This window comes from Flavobacterium sp. FG68 (genome assembly GCF_057808895.1).
Genome location: NZ_JBMDIY010000020.1, coordinates 38,981 through 57,104 on the forward strand (window position 1 = coordinate 38,981; position 18,124 = coordinate 57,104).

16 protein-coding genes are annotated in these 18,124 nt (G+C 32.9%); 14 read left to right on the forward strand and 2 right to left on the reverse strand.

Going from position 1 to position 18,124, the window contains the following annotated elements:
• The first annotated feature begins 14 nt into the window (after window positions 1-14).
• Window positions 15-512 (forward strand): GNAT family N-acetyltransferase, encoded by a 498-nt coding sequence (locus ACODSB_RS13925; protein ID WP_180861865.1) that lies wholly within the window; start codon window positions 15-17, stop codon window positions 510-512.
• A 185-nt stretch (window positions 513-697) separates the two neighbouring features.
• Here the strand turns inward: ACODSB_RS13925 and ACODSB_RS13930 are convergent, their stop codons facing one another.
• Entirely contained in the window at window positions 698-1,285 is a 588-nt protein-coding gene (locus tag ACODSB_RS13930; protein WP_488937495.1) for a glutathione peroxidase, read from the reverse strand.
• A gap of 736 nt (window positions 1,286-2,021) precedes the next feature.
• Between ACODSB_RS13930 and ACODSB_RS13935 the strand changes: the two genes are divergently transcribed.
• The 4 genes from ACODSB_RS13935 to ACODSB_RS13950 all read left to right on the forward strand — a co-directional run bounded on the left by ACODSB_RS13935 (window position 2,022) and on the right by ACODSB_RS13950 (window position 4,139).
• On the forward strand, window positions 2,022-2,552 hold the full coding sequence (locus ACODSB_RS13935; RefSeq protein WP_053473258.1) for an RNA polymerase sigma factor: 531 nt from the start codon (window positions 2,022-2,024) through the stop codon (window positions 2,550-2,552).
• Window positions 2,552-3,340 carry an anti-sigma factor gene (locus ACODSB_RS13940; protein ID WP_488937496.1) on the forward strand — a complete coding sequence of 263 codons (789 nt, stop codon included), beginning with the start codon at window positions 2,552-2,554 and terminating at the stop codon, window positions 3,338-3,340. Before ACODSB_RS13935 ends, ACODSB_RS13940 begins: the two co-directional genes overlap by 1 nt.
• Window positions 3,341-3,428: 88 nt before the next feature.
• Window positions 3,429-3,812 (forward strand): DoxX family protein, encoded by a 384-nt coding sequence (locus ACODSB_RS13945; RefSeq protein ID WP_488937497.1) that lies wholly within the window; start codon window positions 3,429-3,431, stop codon window positions 3,810-3,812.
• 9 nt (window positions 3,813-3,821) lie between these two features.
• Complete coding sequence (locus ACODSB_RS13950) at window positions 3,822-4,139, forward strand: DUF3667 domain-containing protein (RefSeq protein ID WP_488937498.1); 318 nt, start codon at window positions 3,822-3,824, stop codon at window positions 4,137-4,139.
• Between the two features lie 468 nt (window positions 4,140-4,607).
• Here the strand turns inward: ACODSB_RS13950 and ACODSB_RS13955 are convergent, their stop codons facing one another.
• Entirely contained in the window at window positions 4,608-7,817 is a 3,210-nt protein-coding gene (locus ACODSB_RS13955; protein ID WP_488937499.1) for a cytochrome c biogenesis protein, read from the reverse strand.
• A gap of 270 nt (window positions 7,818-8,087) precedes the next feature.
• Between ACODSB_RS13955 and ACODSB_RS13960 the strand changes: the two genes are divergently transcribed.
• The 9 genes from ACODSB_RS13960 (at window position 8,088) to ACODSB_RS14000 (ending at window position 18,113) form a co-directional block, all read left to right on the forward strand.
• Window positions 8,088-8,849: a Rossmann-like and DUF2520 domain-containing protein gene (locus ACODSB_RS13960; protein ID WP_488937500.1), complete on the forward strand. Its 762-nt coding sequence runs from the start codon at window positions 8,088-8,090 to the stop codon at window positions 8,847-8,849.
• Window positions 8,833-9,360, forward strand: a complete 528-nt coding sequence (locus ACODSB_RS13965; protein ID WP_180861885.1) for a KdsC family phosphatase — start codon at window positions 8,833-8,835, stop codon at window positions 9,358-9,360. The genes ACODSB_RS13960 and ACODSB_RS13965 overlap by 17 nt, the downstream gene beginning before the upstream one ends.
• A gap of 154 nt (window positions 9,361-9,514) precedes the next feature.
• Window positions 9,515-10,450: a geranylgeranylglycerol-phosphate geranylgeranyltransferase gene (locus ACODSB_RS13970; protein WP_488937501.1), complete on the forward strand. Its 936-nt coding sequence runs from the start codon at window positions 9,515-9,517 to the stop codon at window positions 10,448-10,450.
• The gene (locus ACODSB_RS13975) at window positions 10,443-11,027 is read left to right on the forward strand and encodes a Maf-like protein (RefSeq protein ID WP_488937502.1); all 585 of its coding nucleotides are present in this window, start codon (window positions 10,443-10,445) and stop codon (window positions 11,025-11,027) included. The genes ACODSB_RS13970 and ACODSB_RS13975 overlap by 8 nt, the downstream gene beginning before the upstream one ends.
• 10 nt (window positions 11,028-11,037) lie before the next feature.
• Entirely contained in the window at window positions 11,038-11,568 is a 531-nt protein-coding gene (locus ACODSB_RS13980; RefSeq protein ID WP_488937503.1) for a mechanosensitive ion channel domain-containing protein, read from the forward strand.
• Between the two features lie 111 nt (window positions 11,569-11,679).
• Entirely contained in the window at window positions 11,680-12,780 is a 1,101-nt protein-coding gene (locus ACODSB_RS13985; RefSeq protein ID WP_488937504.1) for an AI-2E family transporter, read from the forward strand.
• Window positions 12,781-12,866: 86 nt separating this feature from the next.
• Entirely contained in the window at window positions 12,867-14,696 is a 1,830-nt protein-coding gene (locus tag ACODSB_RS13990) for a hypothetical protein (protein WP_488937505.1), read from the forward strand.
• A gap of 195 nt (window positions 14,697-14,891) precedes the next feature.
• Window positions 14,892-15,416, forward strand: a complete 525-nt coding sequence (locus ACODSB_RS13995) for a hypothetical protein (protein ID WP_180861893.1) — start codon at window positions 14,892-14,894, stop codon at window positions 15,414-15,416.
• A 162-nt stretch (window positions 15,417-15,578) separates the two neighbouring features.
• Window positions 15,579-18,113 carry a PIG-L family deacetylase gene (locus ACODSB_RS14000; protein WP_488937506.1) on the forward strand — a complete coding sequence of 845 codons (2,535 nt, stop codon included), beginning with the start codon at window positions 15,579-15,581 and terminating at the stop codon, window positions 18,111-18,113.
• Window positions 18,114-18,124: the final 11 nt, after the last annotated feature.

Consider the following 18,124-nt stretch of genomic DNA (forward strand, 5'->3'; position numbering starts at 1 on the left):
AAAAGATTAAAACCATGAGCCTTATTCTTAGACCTGCAACCACAAACGATTTAGGGAAAATTCTTGACATTGTAAATCATTCTATCCTGCATACAACGGCAAATTATAGTTATGATATTCAAACTCTTGAAGTACAAACAAAATGGTTTGAAGATAAAAAAGCTAAAAACCTTCCTATTGTTGTAGCAGATTTAGATGGCGAAGTTGTTGGTTTTGGGAGTTATGGTCAGTTTCGTGAAAAAATTGGCTATCAATATACTGTTGAGCATTCTGTTTATGTGGTTGATAATGTTATCGGAAAAGGAATTGGCTCTAAATTATTAACTGAATTAATTCGTTTGGCTAAAGAACAAGGTTATCACGTTATGATTGGTGCTATCGATGCTGACAATGCGGGAAGTATTGCTTTTCATGAAAAATTTGGATTTGTAGCAATCGGGACGATTCGTGAAGTTGGATATAAGTTTGATCATTGGCTGGATTTGGTTTTTATGCAGCTTATATTGGCGTAGATTGCACGCGGATTTTACGGATTCGCTATCGCAAAGACGCGGATTAGTACGGATTTTTTTCTTTTCGCTTTTTTGTCATTTTGAGAAAAACCTTTGTCCCTTTGTAACTTTGCCACTTTGAACCTCAAAAAAAATCCCCAAATTTGAAATTCAAATTTGGGGATTTTTTTATCTAAAGTTCTAAATTAACTTTTAATCCAATTGATAACTTCTGGATCTGTAACTAAAGTTTTTGGCTTAATTACTTTTACCAATTCTCCTTTTTCGTTGATTAGGTATTTTTGGAAATTCCACTCTACTTCAGAATCCTGTAAACCATTTTTAGATTTTTGAGTCAGGAATTTATAAACCTCGCACATATTATCGCCTTTTACAGAAACTTTATCCATCATAGGGAAAGTTACACCGTAATTTTGCTGGCAGAAAGTTTCGATTTCTTTGTTTGTTCCAGGTTCCTGAAATGCAAAATTGTTTGCCGGGAAACCTACAATTACAAAACCTTTGTCTTTGTATTGTTTGTAAACCGCTTCAAGATCTTTGTATTGAGGAGTTAATCCGCATTTTGATGCTGTATTTACAATTAGGACTTTTTTGCCTTTTAAAGAAGCAAAATCAAAAGTATTACCTGATAAATCTTCCACTTTAAACTGATAAATATTTTCTTTTGCCATAGCTTTATCTGATTTAGATAATTTGTTTGTGCTTGTTTGAGCCTGAGTTGGTGCGCTTAATAAAAGTAAGGCACTGCATGCTATAAATAGTATTTTTTTCATTGTATAATTTTTTATAAAATTAATTAAAATCTGTATTTCTGAATATTTTTGCCGCTTTTATTTTTATTAATAATAAGTTAAATAAAAAATGAAGCCCGGCGTTAATCAGACGCCGGGCTTCCCCCCATACAAACAAATCAAACCATGAATTAATTATTTGTCTCTTTTATATTTTTAAATTATAGTTGATGCCCCGGTTATAATGAAAATCTTTAATCTTAATCGCACTAATTCAATTATCTATGGCGTTTATAGTGGAAATTTCAGTTCGTTTAGCATGCGTGATTACTATTAGTGTTTTTGATTTTCAGTTGGAAGTCCGAGGACATCAACTATTCAATATTTTTATTTAGTTCATTTTGAACGATTTCATTTTTAAAATCTTTATTGGTAAAATTTATCAGCGATAAAACGGTTGTTAAACCCACAATTAATATTTTAAATTTTTCTATCCCGCGCATAATTTTTAACTTTAAAAAAAACAATTTTACTAATTGCTTAATCTTTCCCTTTTTCATTTTTCCATCTATAATGTTATATACGAAAAGGGTTTATTTTTGGATTTAAAAAAAGTAAAAAAAATTGCACTTTTTTTCTAAATTTTATCTGAAGCCTTTATTTATCTAAGGTTTTAACTACAAAAAAAAATATTTTTTTCACAAAAAAATAAATTATCTTTATCTCACGTTATAAGAAAATTTCGATAAAATTATATTTAAGCTTTAAATCCAAATCTATGAGTCAAGAAGAATTATTAGTTTTAATTTACAAAAAAGACGAAAGAGCTTTTACCCACTTGTACGATATGTACTCAAAAAGTTTATTTTCAGTCATTAATGTTTTAATCAAAAATCGTGAAGAAGCCGAAGACGTTTTGCAGGAAGTTTTTGTAAAAATCTGGAAAAACATCGATTCTTATAACGAAAGTAAAGGCCGATTTTACACCTGGATCCTTAATATAGCTAGGAATACGTCGATTGACAAGCTGAGATCCAAAAATTTTAATAACAGCCAAAAAAACCTTTCCTCGGATAATTTCGTAAATCTGTTAGATGACAGTAATAAATTAATTAATAGAATTGATACAATTGGAATTCAGGAGTTCGTAAAGAAACTGAAACCAAAATGTATAGAGATTATTGATTTATTATTTTTCAAAGGATATACCCAGCAAGAAGCTTCAGAAGAATTGGCACTGCCACTGGGAACTATCAAAACTCAAAACAGAAACTGTATTAACGATTTAAGAAATTATTTAAAAATATAATGGAAGCACAAGAATATATTGAATCAGGAACTCTAGAACTTTATGTTTACGGTTTATTAACCGAAAAGGAAAATCTGGAAATTGCCGAACTGGCAAAAAACAACAAGGAAGTAGACGACGAAATAATTGCGATTGAAAGAGCTATTGTGGCACTTTCATCAAGCTTCTCCCCTTTCCACTCTGTTGAGAATTTCGAAAAAATTAAAGCTCGTTTAGAACTTAAACATGGTAAAGTTGTCGAACTAAAACCTGCATCAAACTGGACTCAATATGTGGGCTGGGCAGCGGCAGTTTTATTATTGTTAGGTTTTGGATACCAAACTTTAGAATTAACTAAATCAAAAGAAACAATTTCTAAAGTTGGAACTGAGAAAAATAAAATCGAAAGAAATTATGCTTTTCTAGATCAGCAGAATAAACAAACGGAGAAAAACTTAACTATTGTAAAAGATATTAAAAATACTGGCGTAACACTTGGCGGTCAGGCAGTTTCTCCAACATCTTTTGCAAAAGTGTACTGGAACCAGCAGACAAAAACGACTTATATTGATGCTGCAGGTTTACCAACTCCGCCAAAAGGAATGGTTTATCAGGTTTGGTCTTTAAAATTAAGTCCGGTATTAACGCCAACAAGTATTGGTTTACTGGATAATTTTGAAGGAAATTCACAAAAAATCTTTGCTGTAAGCCAGACAGATTCGGCAGAAGCATTTGGAATTACTTTAGAGCCTGCCGGCGGAAGCCCAACGCCTACAATGGAACAACTATATACTTTAGGAAAAGTTTAAACCTAAAATATTTATAAATTTAAAGCGCATATTAATTACTTTTAATATGCGCTTTTTTATTTAACCAAAAACAAAACTATCCTAAACCATGAACGGAACTTTACTTTTAAGAATTGCCACTGCAATAATTCTGCTGACGCATTCGGTTTTCGGAATTTTTAATAATGGAATTAACGATTTTGGAAATTTGTATCTAAACCAGATTGGCTTTGCTCCTTTTGGCGTTTTTCTGGCCTGGTCTATTAAATTATCTCACATTGTCGCCGCTATACTTTTACTGTTAAATAAATATGTAAAGCCAGCAGGATTTGTAACCATTTTTATTTTGATTATGGGAATTGTTCTGGTTCATTTTCAGGAAGGCTGGTTTGTTGTGGGCGGCGGAAGAAATGGTGTTGAATATAACTTTTTATTGATTTGCGTTTTATTGGCGATAATGTATCCAAACGGGTTTAAGTTAAATTCTAAATAATGTATCAATATGGAAATAACTTGCAAAAACTGTCATCAGGTTTATACAGGTCATTACTGCAATAATTGCGGGCAAAGTGCCGAAACTCATACAATAAATGCACATTTTTTATGGCACGATATTCAACACGGATTATTGCATTTTGACAAGGGAATTTTATATTCCTTAAAACAGTTATTTTCCAGACCGGGACATTCTATTCGGGAATTTATTGAAGGAAAACGTGTCAGGCATTTTAAACCGCTTTCGCTTGTTGTTGTGTTGGCAACGCTTTACGGTTTTATGTATCATTATTTTCATATCAATTTATATCCGTATACTGAATAGTTTGATTTGATATTTTTTTTAATAATCTGCCCTATCAAACGTTCCTACGGAACGTAAAATGTGGCTTATCTTTACTTTTTTCTATCTACGAAACATTCCTATGGAATGATAAAACAAGGTTTTGATCCAATAAAAGGGGCTGTCTCAAAAGTCGAGACAGTCTCTTTTTTATTTTATATTTTTCCTTGTTCTGGAGGAACATTTCATTGGTAGAAAATTATATTGTTATAATGGTTTACGTTCCGTAGGAACGTTTGATTTTGGCATTGTTTTTTGATAACCTGATCCATCAAACGTTCCTATGGAACGTAAATGTGGATGATCTTTATTTTTTTCTACCTACGAAACATTCCTATGGAATGATATATTGAATATCAAAAAGTGACTAATAAATAACAAAAATAAAATAATTATAATGAAAGAGGCTGCCTCAAAAGTTGAGGCAGCCTCTTTCATTATATTAAAAAACTACTTTTTTTTGCTTTTATAATATTTTCGATATTTCGGATAAGTCACAGCACCAATTACTGCAATTGTTGCTATTGAATAATAAACCCAGTTTAATGAATGCGCTTCTCCGCTTGCATAAGAGTGTAAACCAACTAAATGGAAGTTTACGCCATAATATGTAAATAAAATCGAAATAAAGGCAAACATAGTCATTAAATTGAAGAACCATTTTCCGCGTAAAGCAGGAACAAAACGAGCGTGAATTACAAAAGCATAAATCATAATCGAGATTAAAGCCCAGGTTTCTTTTGGATCCCATCCCCAGTAACGACCCCAGCTTTCGTTTGCCCATTGACCGCCTAAGAAGTTACCAATAGTCAGCATAATCAAGCCAATAGTTACTGCCATTTCGTTGATATAAGTTATCTCTTTAATGTTCAGTTCCATTTTAGCTTTGTTTTTCTCAGTTGTAAACAAAATCAATAGTAACGCCACAAAACCTAAAATCATCCCTAATGCAGTTGGGCCATAACTTGCTACAATAACTGCAACGTGAATCATTAACCAATATGAATTAAGAACGGGCTGTAAATTTGCAATTTCCGGATCAATCCAGTTCATGTATGCCGCCATTAAAATCATAGCTGTAACGAAAGCAGATGAAGCTACCGTTAATTTTGATTTTCTGTCAAAAGCCAAACCAAAGAACATTGTTGACCAAGCTACATATACAATTGCTTCGTACGCATTACTCCACGGAGCGTGACCAGAAATATACCAACGTGCTATTAATGCTAATGTGTGAAGCGCAAATAACAATCCAACTATAATATGAAAAGCATTTACGGTTATACGAAGCCATTTTTTCTCAAAGAAAATATTGATAATCACAAAAACAAACATAAATAGTGCTGCTGTGATATACCAATACGGTAGTTTTTGAAGAACATCATATTTATTATAAGCAATTTCGGCATCAATTTTTTGTTCGCTTGGACGAACTTTTGCGCCAAATTTCTTTTGAAAACCATTTATACTTTCGACCAATTGATCGGCCGTATCCCAGTTTTTAGAAATAGAACCATTATTTAAGGCACTAAAATATAAGGGAAGAATTTGATTTACGTAAGTAGAATCCATTCCTTTAAAACCTTTGTTATTGCGCTCTAAATAAGAAACCCATTTATGGTTAGGGTCGTTTGGAACAGGAAAAATTCTCAAAATACTGCCGCTTAAAGCAGATTCCATCAAGTTTACTTTTTTATCTGTTTCAATATAATCTTTCTCAAACTGGTTCGGATTTCCTGCTTTATAAGCAGCATCTAAATAAGGTGACAATTTATAATTTCCGTTTTCATCGAAGAATTTTACAAACGGAGCAAATTTTGCTTCTTTGTCAATACCAATAATCTTACGAATACTGTCGTTTCCTGATTTAATATAAATAAGCGGAATCTGAATCCAAACCTGAGCATATTGTGTCATGGACAAAAATACTTGGTCAGAGTTCATTCCATTATAAGTATCACTGTGGCTTACTTTTCGAAGTAATTCAGATGAAAACGTATTAATCGGTTTCATTCTTCCTCCGGCATCCTGAATAATCAAACGACCAAATTTTGCTGCATGCGCCTCCGGAGCTTTATAAATCGTCAACAACGAATCTAATTGTTTTTGACTCGGTGGTGCAACTACGTGATTAGCGTGATCATTTGGATCTGCAGTATGATTGTGGTCATGTTCGTGTGAATGTACATGAGGATTTTGCTGTGCGAAACCGCTCAAACTAATCATTAAAACTAAAATGGTAATTAGCTTTTCTTTTTTCTTTTTCACATTTTCCAGTTTACGCTTTAAGTCAGCAAAACGAGAATGTTTGGTGAACATAATTGCCATTAAACCAAAGAATAACATAAAATATCCTAAATACGTGATAGAAGTTCCCCAAAAATCATGGTTTACAGATAAAACAGTTCCTTTTTCATCCGGATCAAATGAAGATTGAAAGAAACGATATCCTTTATGGTCTAAAACGTGGTTCATATAAATATCGGCATCAAAAGTTTCTGTAGAATCCTGAACGGTAACTTTACTTTCAAAAGCAGAATAACTTTTTTCTGTTCCCGGATATTTTGTTGCGATAAAGTCATTCAATTTTACTCGAAAAGGTAAAACATACGCTTTACTTCCGTAGAATATAGAGTATTCGATTTTACCAATTTTTACCGTTTTTGGTTCTCCAATACTTCCTTTAGAGCCCATTACCATTACTTCTTTTTCCTGCCCTTCAGCTTTAACTTTTACAACTAAAGCATCTGTATGAGATTTTGCTTTGAAATCATTACTAGATTCATAATCCACTTTTCCTTTCATTGCAGGATCCGGGAAAACAATTCTAATATCTCCAATGCTATATAAAGAACGCATCATTAAAGGCTGAACATTATCTTTAGTAACTTTTCCTTTTAACTGATCTGCCATTCGCATAAATTCCCCTTCAAAAGGAGTTTGAATTGTGTATTTTTCGCCAGTTGTATTAATATTAATAGCACCTTGCGTTGGTTTATTTAAAGCAAATAAAACATTGTGAATGTTTTGAACTTCACCTTCTTTCAGGAAATGTTCTTCACGTCCGCCAGCACCCGCTTCCACTAATTTAAGATATAAAGTTCCGTTAGGATCTGGTTTAACCACTTCCTTTGCTCCCATTATATATTTTGAATATGAAACTTCAAACGGAGTTTCGTCAAATTTTCCTGAAACAGAGAAATCATTATTAGTAACCGGAGAAAGTAAAAGGCTTTTTTCAAAAACCCTGCGTTTCATTTCTCCTTTATATTCACCATCAACAAAAATGGTGATGAATGTTTTATCTGAATAAATCTGATTTTCTGATGCGCCTTCGCGAATTGGCATCATTCCTTCATAACTGATATAACGTGTAATAAAAGCTCCTAAAATGATAAAAACAAAGGCAATGTGCAGTAAAAAAGTGGCCCATTTTTCTTTTCTCAATAATTGATAACGTTTAATGTTTCCGAAGAAATTAATCATGAAAATGAACATTATGGCTTCAAACCACCAGGTATTGTATATTAAAATTCTGGCTGTATCGGTATTGTATTTACTTTCGATAAAAGTTCCAACACCCATTGCAATTGCGAATGTCAAAAAAAGAACGGCCATTAATCGTGTAGAAAACAAAAAAGAGAATATTTTTTTATCCATTTTTAAGGAATTACATTGTATAAAAGTGGCACAAAAATACTTAAAAATGTTGATTTGAGGTAAATGTTATTTGTTAATAAAAACCAAATAATAGGATTGTGTTTTGGGCCACAGATTACACAGATTAAACGGATTATTTTTTAGATTTCTTTTATTTTTTGCCAATAAATAAAACATAAATCCGTACAAATCAGTTTAATCTGTGTAATCTGTGGGCAAACTTTCTTACACCATATTTTCTTTAGAAAAAATAATGTTAATTTTGCGATTATGATTCGAATAACAATTATTGGTTCCGGAAACGTCGCACAGCATTTAATAAAAGCTTTTTCTGCAAGTTCTCTTGTTGAAATTGTGCAGGCTTTTTCGAGAAAAAAAGAAGCTTTTAGTCATCTTCTCGATTCAGATAAAATCGTAACCGAATTTGCAGATTTAAAAGAATCAGATTTATATATCATTTCAGTTTCCGATAATGCTATTGCTGAAGTTTCAAGTCAATTGCCATTTGAAAACCAATTAGTTGTTCATACTTCCGGCACAACTTCTATCGATGTTTTAGATCCTAAAAACAGAAAAGGCGTTTTTTATCCGTTACAAACATTTTCTAAAAGCAAAGATGTTGATTTTTCAGTAATTCCGATTTGTTTGGAAACTGAAAATCAGGATGATTATAAAATTTTAGAAGAAACGGGAAAAAGCATTTCAAATGCGGTTTTCTCTATAAGTTCAGAGCAGAGAAAAGCTTTGCATGTTGCAGCCGTTTTTGTCAATAATTTCACGAATCATTTATACCAAATTGGTCACGAAATCTGCGAAGAACACCAAGTTTCTTTCGAAGTTTTAAAACCTTTGATTCAGGAAACTGCCGAAAAGATAAAAACTTTAGATCCAATTGACGCTCAAACAGGTCCGGCAAAGCGCCACGATTCTGTCACAACCGATGCGCACCTGAATTTTATCACAAACGAAAATCAAAAAAACATTTATAAAATACTAACACAATCTATACAGCATAATGGCAAAAAGTTATAAAGAAATGATGAACGACATTACAACATTTATTTTTGATGTTGATGGCGTACTTACAGACAGTTCGGTTTTTGTAACCACAGAAGGAGAAATTCTTCGTACGATGAATATTCGTGACGGTTATGCTATGAAAGCGGCTGTAGAAAGCGGTTACCATGTCTGCATTATTTCTGGCGGAAGCAACGAAGGCGTTCGCGTAAGACTTAAAAATTTAGGAATCACAGATATTCATTTAGGAACTCCTGATAAAGTGAAAACGTTCGAAGAATATACTAAAACTTACAATATTAAACCAGAACAGGTTTTGTATATGGGCGACGATATTCCGGATTATCATGTAATGAAATTAGTAAGTTTACCAGCCTGCCCGCAAGACGCAGTCCCGGAAATCAAGAATATCTGCCGTTACATTTCGCACGTAAAAGGCGGAAAAGGCGCTGCACGCGACGTGATCGAGCAAGTAATGAAAGTACAGGGAAAATGGATGGAACATTTTAATGGACAGCACGACTAGAGGTAATTTTAGATTTGTGATTTTAGATTTTAGATTATTTTCTAAGTCTTTAAAATTTCAAAAGAAAAACCTTTGCACCTCTGTCTCTTTGCCCCTTTGAACCTTAAAAAAAAACTTAGAATCTTAGCATCTCAGCAACTTAGAACCTTAAGAAATGAAATATTTAAAACTAATTCGATATAAAAATCTACTTATGCTTGCTTTTATGCAGGTTTTATTTCGTTATGCTTTTTTAAAACAGCAGGATATTCCGCTGGCTTTAGCAGACTGGCAATACGGACTTTTAGTTTTAAGCACCGTTTTACTGGCAGCAGCGGGTTATGTCATTAACAATATTTATGATGTTGCAACAGATACTATTAACAAACCTCAGAATGTTGTAATTGGCAAAGGAATTTCTGAAACGGCGGCTTTTAATATTTACATTGGACTTAATGTTACCGGCGTTGCAATTGGATTTATTTTGGCGAATATTATTTTAAGACCAACATTTGCTTCGCTTTTTATTCTAATTGCTTCCCTACTTTATTTTTATGCTACAACTTTAAAATCAATTATGATTTTAGGGAATTTTGTAGTAGCGGCTTTACTTGCTATAAGCGTTTTAATTATTGGTGTTTTTGATCTTTTTCCAGCTACGACTTTAGAAAATAAGGCACAAATGGCGAGTTTCTTTTCTATTTTGACAGATTATGCGCTTTTTGCTTTTATGATCAATTTTGTACGCGAGATAGTTAAAGATATTGAAGACATGGATGGCGATTACAATCAAGGAATGAATACTTTACCAATTGCCATTGGAAAAAACCGTGCTGCAAAAATTGCATTGGGATTTGCTATAATTCCATTTATTTTATGTCTGCTTTACATTAAAAAATATTTCTTTGATAACAATCTTTTGATAGTTACGTTTTATACATTCGTTTTTGTTCTGGCGCCTTTATTATATTTTATAGTAAAAATATTCAGTGCCAAAACCAAAAAGGATTTTCACCATTTAAGTACTGTTTTGAAATTAATTTTATTCTTCGGAATTTTATCTATCCTTATTATCAGTTTAAATCATCAATACCTTCAAACCCATGCTTAAAGAAAAACTTAAAAATTACAAAATCATTCTGGCATCTGGATCGCCGCGTCGTCAGCAGTTTTTTAAGGATTTAGATCTTGATTTTGAAATTCGCTTAAAAGATGTAGAAGAAATTTATCCGCCAGAATTAAAAGCAGTTGAAATAACCGATTTTTTGGCGCAGTTAAAAGCTGATGCTTTAAAAGACGAATTAAAAGAAAACGAAATATTAGTAACAAGCGACACTATTGTTTGGCATGAAAATAGAGCTTTAGGGAAACCAAAAAGTGCTGAAGATGCTTTTCAAATGATTAAATCAATGTCGGGTACAACGCACGAAGTGATAACGTCCGTTTGTTTTCAAACTAATACTGCTTCTACTCTTTTGCACGATATTACAAAAGTTACTTTCAAAGATTTATCTGATGAAGCGATTTTGTATTATATCGAAAACTATAAACCTTATGATAAAGCCGGAGCTTACGGTATTCAGGAATGGTTTGGTTTTATGGCAGTTACAAAAGTCGAAGGTTCTTATACCAATGTTATGGGGCTTCCAACGGCTAAAGTTTACGAATATTTGAGTACTTTAGTGTAAAAATTTATTTATGTTTTCTTTTAAAGAATATACTCAGGAATTATTTGCAACCTTTATTCTTATTATTGCTTTAATCGCTTTAAGAATGATTGTTGCCAAATTAATTCGACGTTTTGCTTCTACAAGTCATTTATTAGAACATCGTACTAATTTGGCTATCAAATACACTCATATATTTATGAATATTTTGGTAACGCTTAGTTTAATTGTGATTTGGGGAGTTAATACTGAGGATATTTTTTTAACCGTTTCCTCGATTGCAACCGTTATTGGCGTTGCAATGTTTGCACAATGGTCGATTTTGAGCAATATTACTTCGGGAATGATTTTGTTCTTCTCCTTTCCTTTCAGAATTGGCGACACCATAAAAATTCACGATAAAGATTTTCCTATTGAAGCTGAAATAGAAGACATTAATACCTTTCATATCAGCCTGAGAACAAAAGAAGGCGAAAAGATTATTTTCCCTAACAATCTGCTTTTGCAAAAGGGAATTTCAATCATGCCGGCACACTACGAAGAGAAAGAATTTTTTGATTAATTTTTGAATGGGAATTTTATAACGTATAACTAAAAAGCTAAAACGCTATAATTTAAAGAAATTATAATATTTGCTTAACCAATTATACATTATTTAAAAATTTCATCAAAAATGATCCATCCCATAAAGTTGCCGTTTTATACAAAACTTGCGTGTATCTTAGTAAGTTTAATTTCATTTGCTTATATTTTTTGCATCACCAAAGATATTCTTACGCCCGTTTTGTTAGCCTTTTTATTTGCGGTTTTACTATTGCCCATTTTCACCTTTTTAAACACAAAATTTAAGTTTCCAAGACATCTTGCGGCTATAATTTGTGTTTTAATTTTTCTGGCATTCATTGGCGGGATTCTTATTTTTATCTCTTATCAGGTTACTAATATGGCAAGTGATTTTGATACAATTAAGAAAAATGCAAACTCCTTTATAATTGAAATTCATAAGTTTATCAGAGAAAATTTTCAAATAAGTATTGGCGAACAGAAAAAATATTTGGACACCGTTACAAAAGACTCTGTAAAAAACGGAAATGCTACTTTAGGCTCAGCCATAATATCTATAAGCGACCTTCTGCTAGACAGCACTATTATTGTAATTTATACGTTTTTGTTTTTGATATATAAAGAACATTTCAAACTGTTTTTGGCCAAATTAATAAACAAAGAAAATCATGCTGCTTTAAAAGATATTCTATCACAAATCAAAGTTTCGATAAACAATTATATCGTGAGTTTGATATTGGAAATGATTATAGTTTCTGTCTTGACCAGTTTAGGACTTTGGATTATTGGTATTAAATATTTCATTTTATTAGGACTGATAACGGGAATTTTAAATCTGGTTCCTTACATCGGAATTTTAGTTGCAGGAGTTATTACCGTTTTGGCTTCATTGACAGGTTCAGGAGAAACATCAGTAATTGTTGGGATTTTAATAGTCAATGTAATTGTTCAGTTAATTGACAATAATCTTCTTGTGCCTTTAATTATTAATTCAAAAGTAGAAATAAACGCTTTTGTATCCATTATGGGAATTATTGTAGGTGGTGCTGCGGCCGGAATTTCGGGAATGTTTCTGGCAATTCCGCTTTTAGCCATTTTGAAAATTATTTTTGACCGAATAGAATCGCTGGAACCCTGGGGCTATTTAATGGGAAATCACATTCCGAGAAAATTTGCCTGGAGAATTCGCAAAGCAAAAGTACAAGAGTAAATAATCTGTTGATTTTAAAAAAAATCGTGTTATTTATCTTAAATTCATAGAATAATAGCCTTTAAAATAAGTTTAAATCCATCTGAATGTTATCAAGTAAAAAAATAGTTATTTTTATTTTGTTATGCTTTTGTTTTCAAAGTATTTGTGCGCAGACAGATAAAACTAAGAAAGACAATCCTCCTAAAAAGGACAGTACAGAGATTTATACTAAAATAAAAAACTTTTCGAAGAAAAATAAGTTCACCCAAACCTTACATAAACTTCTTTTTCGATCAAAAAAAGCTAAAAAAAGAGAAGTTATTGAGCCTAGTGATACTCAAAGTTTCAACGGAAAAATCATTCGAAAAATAAATATTGTAACGCTTGATCCTTTTGGGCATTCTATTACAGATACTACCGTGCAGCCAAAAAACTGGGGAGAACGAACCGGAAACAAACTGCACTTAAAAACAAAAAAAATAGCAATTTACAATCTTCTTTTGTTTAAAAGAAATACTCCTTATGATTCTTATAAAATACAAGAAACAGAACGTTTAATTCGTTCACAGAGATATGTTACGGCAGTTAGAATTTCTAATGAATTAGCCAGTCCGGCATCAGATTCTGTTGATGTTACGATTCGGGTTTTAGATTCCTGGAGTACTATTCCGAGGTTTTCAATATCGAGCAGCAGAGTTGGTGTGGGATTTAAAGAAAAAGATTTTTTTGGTACAGGACAACAGTTAGAATATCGTTTCACCAATCGGTTTGATGATGGTGCAAATGGCAATGATATTACGTATACGGTTCCCAATATAAAAAACACCTATATAGGAACTACGCTCCATTACAACATGGATTTAGACAATAATTATACTAAAAGTATTGATATTGAAAGAGATTTCTATTCGCCTTTAACTAAATGGGCAGGCGGTGTTTTTGTTGGACAGAACTTTAGAAAAGATTCCCTACAGGCTCCTGATATGAGTTATGCATTTCAGAGTTTTAAGAATAATTTTCAGGATTTTTGGGTGGGTAAAGCCACAAAAGTTTATGAAGATGATAATGAAGCCATTACCAATTTAATTACATCGGCACGTTTTTTAAATGTGAATTACAGCGAATCTCCAGATTCCTTATATGATCCAACTAATTTTTATTCAGATGAAAAACTGCTTTTAATGGGCATTGGATTAAACAGACGAAAATTTATTAAAGACAATTATATTTTTAGAAATGGCCAGACCGAAGACGTTCCAATTGGGCGTATTTACGGAATTACCTTTGGATATCAATATAAAAATCAGATTTGGAGACCTTATGCCGGTGCGCAGTTTTCTTTTGGAAATTATTACCGATTAGGTTTTTTAAGTATGAATTTTGAAGCCGGAACCTATTTTCATCAATCCAAAACGTATCAAACCGCATATTTATTTGAATCAAATTATTTTACAAAACTCTTTAATTTGGGAACCTGGAAACTGCGACAATTCGTAAACCCAAGAGTTGTAATTGGTGCAAATCGGGAGGAAATTATTGGTGATGAACTCAATATAAACGAACGAAATGGTCTCGCGGGATTCAACGCCGCTTTATATGGAACTAGTAAAACTCTTTTATCCCTGCAGACACAAACGTATTCTCCTTATGCACTTTGGGGATTTCGTTTAAATCCGTTTTTTAATTATACGATAGCGTTTTTAGGAAGTCCAAAAAATGCCATGTTCGACAGCAAACCGTATTCAAAAATTACATTAGGCTTATTAATAAGCAATGATTATTTGGTTTTTAGTAATTTCCAGCTGTCACTGTCATATTACCCAAGTATTCCTTATCAGGGTGATAGTGTTTTCAAAACCAATACATTTGAAACAACCGATTATGGTTTACAGAGTTTTGAACTTGCCAAACCAAGAATTGTTGATTATCGATAATGAAAAAATATTTAGATTTTTTTTAGAAATTTTTCATTCTGCAAAACACTTTAAAAATCAATATTTTACAGAATATTTAACTACAGTTTAATCGTTAAAAAGTATATTTTCTCCGATGAAATACAATTGTATTTTTATTTTTGGCACGATATATGAAAATCTTTAAACAAAGATTAACATTAAACTTTAGAAAAAATGAAAACAATTAAAATAGCAATCGCCGGATTATTTCTTTTGGTTGCAAATGCCACACAAGCTCAGGTATCAGTTAACGTTAATATAGGAACACCTCCTGCTTGGGGACCAGCCGGATATGCTGAAATGGAATATTATTATCTTCCAGATATTGAAGCTTATTATGATGTACGTGCATCACAGTTCATTTATTTTGGAGGAGGAAGATGGGTTAGAGCAACTTATTTACCAAGACAATACAGAAATTATGATTTATACGGAGGCTATAAAGTTGTTTTAACAGATTATCACGGAAGAACTCCTTATACATACTTCGATCGTCACAGAGTAAAATATTATAAAGGATATCACGGTGCACCGCAAAGACCTTACAGACCAAGACCGGTTTATGGTTACAACGAGCGTCGTTATGAGCACAGAGATCACAGACATTATGATAAGCACGACAAGCATGACAAACACCACGGGCATGATAGACATGATGATGATGATCACGGTCATGGTCATGGTCACGGAAGAAGATAATATCTAAATATTTAAGAGCGTATTAAGTTTTAATACGCTCTTTTTCTATTTTAAAAATCAGCTAAATAATATCCAAAAATTACCATTAACATTTCATTTAAATTTTGTTCCAAGATTTAATTAGTATTTTTGGAACACATTTCAAAACCATTTCACTACACCATGCGAAAAATACAAGTTCAAATACTTCTTTTATTTTTTATAAGTTTTCAAACCTTATTTGCACAACAGCCGCAAAAACCTAACGCAGTCGAAATTTACAATCAAATTAAAAAACTAAACTTTTTAGGTTCTGTATTGTACGTTGCAGCACATCCTGATGACGAAAATACCCGAATGATTTCGTATTTAGCAAATGAAGTAAATGCGAGAACCGGTTATTTATCCTTAACACGCGGTGACGGCGGTCAAAACTTAATTGGTCCGCAATTGCGTGAATTACTTGGTGTAATTAGAACTCAGGAATTAATTGAAGCCCGAAAAATAGACGGCGGAGAACAATTTTTTTCAAGAGCAAATGATTTTGGTTTTTCTAAAAATCCAAACGAAACCTTAGAAATTTGGGATAAAGATAAAGTCCTAGCCGATGTGGTGTGGACAATCAGAAATTTTCAGCCGGATATCATTATCAATAGATTTGATCACCGTTCTCCGGGAACTACGCACGGACATCATACATCATCTGCCATGTTGAGCGTGGAGAGTTTTAAACTAACAAACGATCCTAAAGTTTATCCCGAGCAGTTGAAATTTGTTTCGCCTTGGCAGGTAAAACGTCAGTTTTTTAATCCGTCTTGGTGGTTTTACGGGAGTCAGGAAAAATTTGATGCCGCTAATAAATCTAAATTTACCAAGTTAGAAACGGGTGTATATTATACCGGAATTGGAAAATCAAATCAGGAAATTGCTGCTTTAAGCCGAAGCCGCCACCAGTCACAAGGTTTTGGAAGTACCGGAGTTCGTGGTTTAGAAACAGAATATCTTGAACTTATTAATGGAGATACGCCAAAAGACCGCGATAATTTATTTGACGGAATCGATACTAGCTGGAACCGTGTTAAAAACGGAAAACCTGTTGGAGATTTAATTACTTCAATTATTGACAAATACAATTTCAGCAATCCGTCAGCAAGTATTCCGGATTTAGTGAAAGCTTACACTATGATTCAGGCTTTAGACGATGCACATTGGAAAAATCTAAAATCGACAGCCATAAAAAATATCATTGCTTCATGTTCCGGTTTATATCTTGAAGCCGTTGCAAGTGAACAAGAAGCAACTCCGGGAAGCAGTATTCGTTTGAGTTTAGAAGCTATTAACAGATGTGCTGTTGAAATGCAATTGACAAGCGTTACAACATTGCCAGACAATAAAACAACAGCTCAAAACAGCGTTTTAAGAGACAATAACGATCAAAAAATCAGTCTGCAATTACAGCTTCCTGATAATATTGAATACACGCAGCCATATTGGTTAAAAGAAAAAGCAACAGTTGGAATGTACACCGTTTCAAATCAGCAAAATATTGGTATTCCCGATATTATTAGAGAAGTAAAAGTGATTTTTAATATCAAAATCAATAATGTCGAAATTCCGTTTGAGCGCACTGTAGTTTACAAATACAATGACGGCGTAAAAGGCGAAATGTATAATTTCCTGGATATAGTTCCAGAAGTTACGACTTCTATTTTAGAAAAAGTTTTAATTTTTAGGGATACAAAAAGCAAAATGGTTCCGGTAAAAGTTCGTGCCGGAAAAGATGATGTAAAAGGAAATCTGCAATTAGATTTACCAAAAAGCTGGAATGTTTCTCCAAAACAAATCGCCTTTACTTTAGATAAAAAAGGAACAGAACAAATCTTTTATTTTGAAGTTACACCGCCTGTAAATCCAGAAGAAGTTGTAGCAAAAAGTATTGCAGTTGTTGACAACAAACGTTTTGACAGAGACGAAACTATTATCGATTTCAACCATATTACCAAACAAATGGTTTTAAAACCGGCTGAATCAAAATGTATTAGAATTGATTTGAAAACTTCTGGTGATGCTATCGCTTATATTATGGGTGCCGGCGACGAAGTTCCGGAAAGTTTAACCCAAATGGGATACAAAGTTTCTATCTTAAAGCCAGAAGAAATTACTCCAGAAAAATTAGATTCTTTCAGCACCGTTATTACAGGAATTCGTGCTTACAATACCGTAAACGCTTTGGCAAACAAACAAAATATCTTATTTAATTTTGTAAAAAGCGGTAAAAACATGATTGTGCAATACAATACATACGGCAGCAAATTAGTGACCGATAAAATTGCACCATATCCGTTAAAATTATCAAACGACCGTGTGACCGAGGAAAACGCTAAAGTCACTTTCCTAGCACCAAATCACCCAGTTTTAAATACGCCGAATAAAATCACCTCAAAAGATTTTGAAGGCTGGACACAAGAACAAGGGTTATATTATCCAGATGAATATGATCCTGCCTTCACTCCTATTATTTCATCACACGACAAAGGAGAATCTGCTAAAAATGGCGCTTTATTAGTCGCTCCATATGGAAAAGGATATTACATTTACACTGGTCTAAGCTTTTTTAGAGAACTGCCGGAAGGTGTTGCAGGCGCTTACAGATTACTGTCGAATATCATTTCGCTAAAACAACCTCTTGAAGCTCCTAAACAGGATTTAAAGCAATAATTTCAAAAATA

Bases quoted from the DNA above. Each gene is read 5' to 3' on its own strand.
- ACODSB_RS13925 (WP_180861865.1), top strand. From the start codon at position 15: ATGAGCCTTATTCTTAGACCTGCAACCACAAACGATTTAGGGAAAATT.
- ACODSB_RS13930 (WP_488937495.1), bottom strand. From the start codon at position 1,285: ATGAAAAAAATACTATTTATAGCATGCAGTGCCTTACTTTTATTAAGC.
- ACODSB_RS13935 (WP_053473258.1), top strand. From the start codon at position 2,022: ATGAGTCAAGAAGAATTATTAGTTTTAATTTACAAAAAAGACGAAAGA.
- ACODSB_RS13940 (WP_488937496.1), top strand. From the start codon at position 2,552: ATGGAAGCACAAGAATATATTGAATCAGGAACTCTAGAACTTTATGTT.
- ACODSB_RS13945 (WP_488937497.1), top strand. From the start codon at position 3,429: ATGAACGGAACTTTACTTTTAAGAATTGCCACTGCAATAATTCTGCTG.
- ACODSB_RS13950 (WP_488937498.1), top strand. From the start codon at position 3,822: ATGGAAATAACTTGCAAAAACTGTCATCAGGTTTATACAGGTCATTAC.
- ACODSB_RS13955 (WP_488937499.1), bottom strand. From the start codon at position 7,817: ATGGATAAAAAAATATTCTCTTTTTTGTTTTCTACACGATTAATGGCC.
- ACODSB_RS13960 (WP_488937500.1), top strand. From the start codon at position 8,088: ATGATTCGAATAACAATTATTGGTTCCGGAAACGTCGCACAGCATTTA.
- ACODSB_RS13965 (WP_180861885.1), top strand. From the start codon at position 8,833: ATGGCAAAAAGTTATAAAGAAATGATGAACGACATTACAACATTTATT.
- ACODSB_RS13970 (WP_488937501.1), top strand. From the start codon at position 9,515: ATGAAATATTTAAAACTAATTCGATATAAAAATCTACTTATGCTTGCT.
- ACODSB_RS13975 (WP_488937502.1), top strand. From the start codon at position 10,443: ATGCTTAAAGAAAAACTTAAAAATTACAAAATCATTCTGGCATCTGGA.
- ACODSB_RS13980 (WP_488937503.1), top strand. From the start codon at position 11,038: ATGTTTTCTTTTAAAGAATATACTCAGGAATTATTTGCAACCTTTATT.
- ACODSB_RS13985 (WP_488937504.1), top strand. From the start codon at position 11,680: ATGATCCATCCCATAAAGTTGCCGTTTTATACAAAACTTGCGTGTATC.
- ACODSB_RS13990 (WP_488937505.1), top strand. From the start codon at position 12,867: ATGTTATCAAGTAAAAAAATAGTTATTTTTATTTTGTTATGCTTTTGT.
- ACODSB_RS13995 (WP_180861893.1), top strand. From the start codon at position 14,892: ATGAAAACAATTAAAATAGCAATCGCCGGATTATTTCTTTTGGTTGCA.
- ACODSB_RS14000 (WP_488937506.1), top strand. From the start codon at position 15,579: ATGCGAAAAATACAAGTTCAAATACTTCTTTTATTTTTTATAAGTTTT.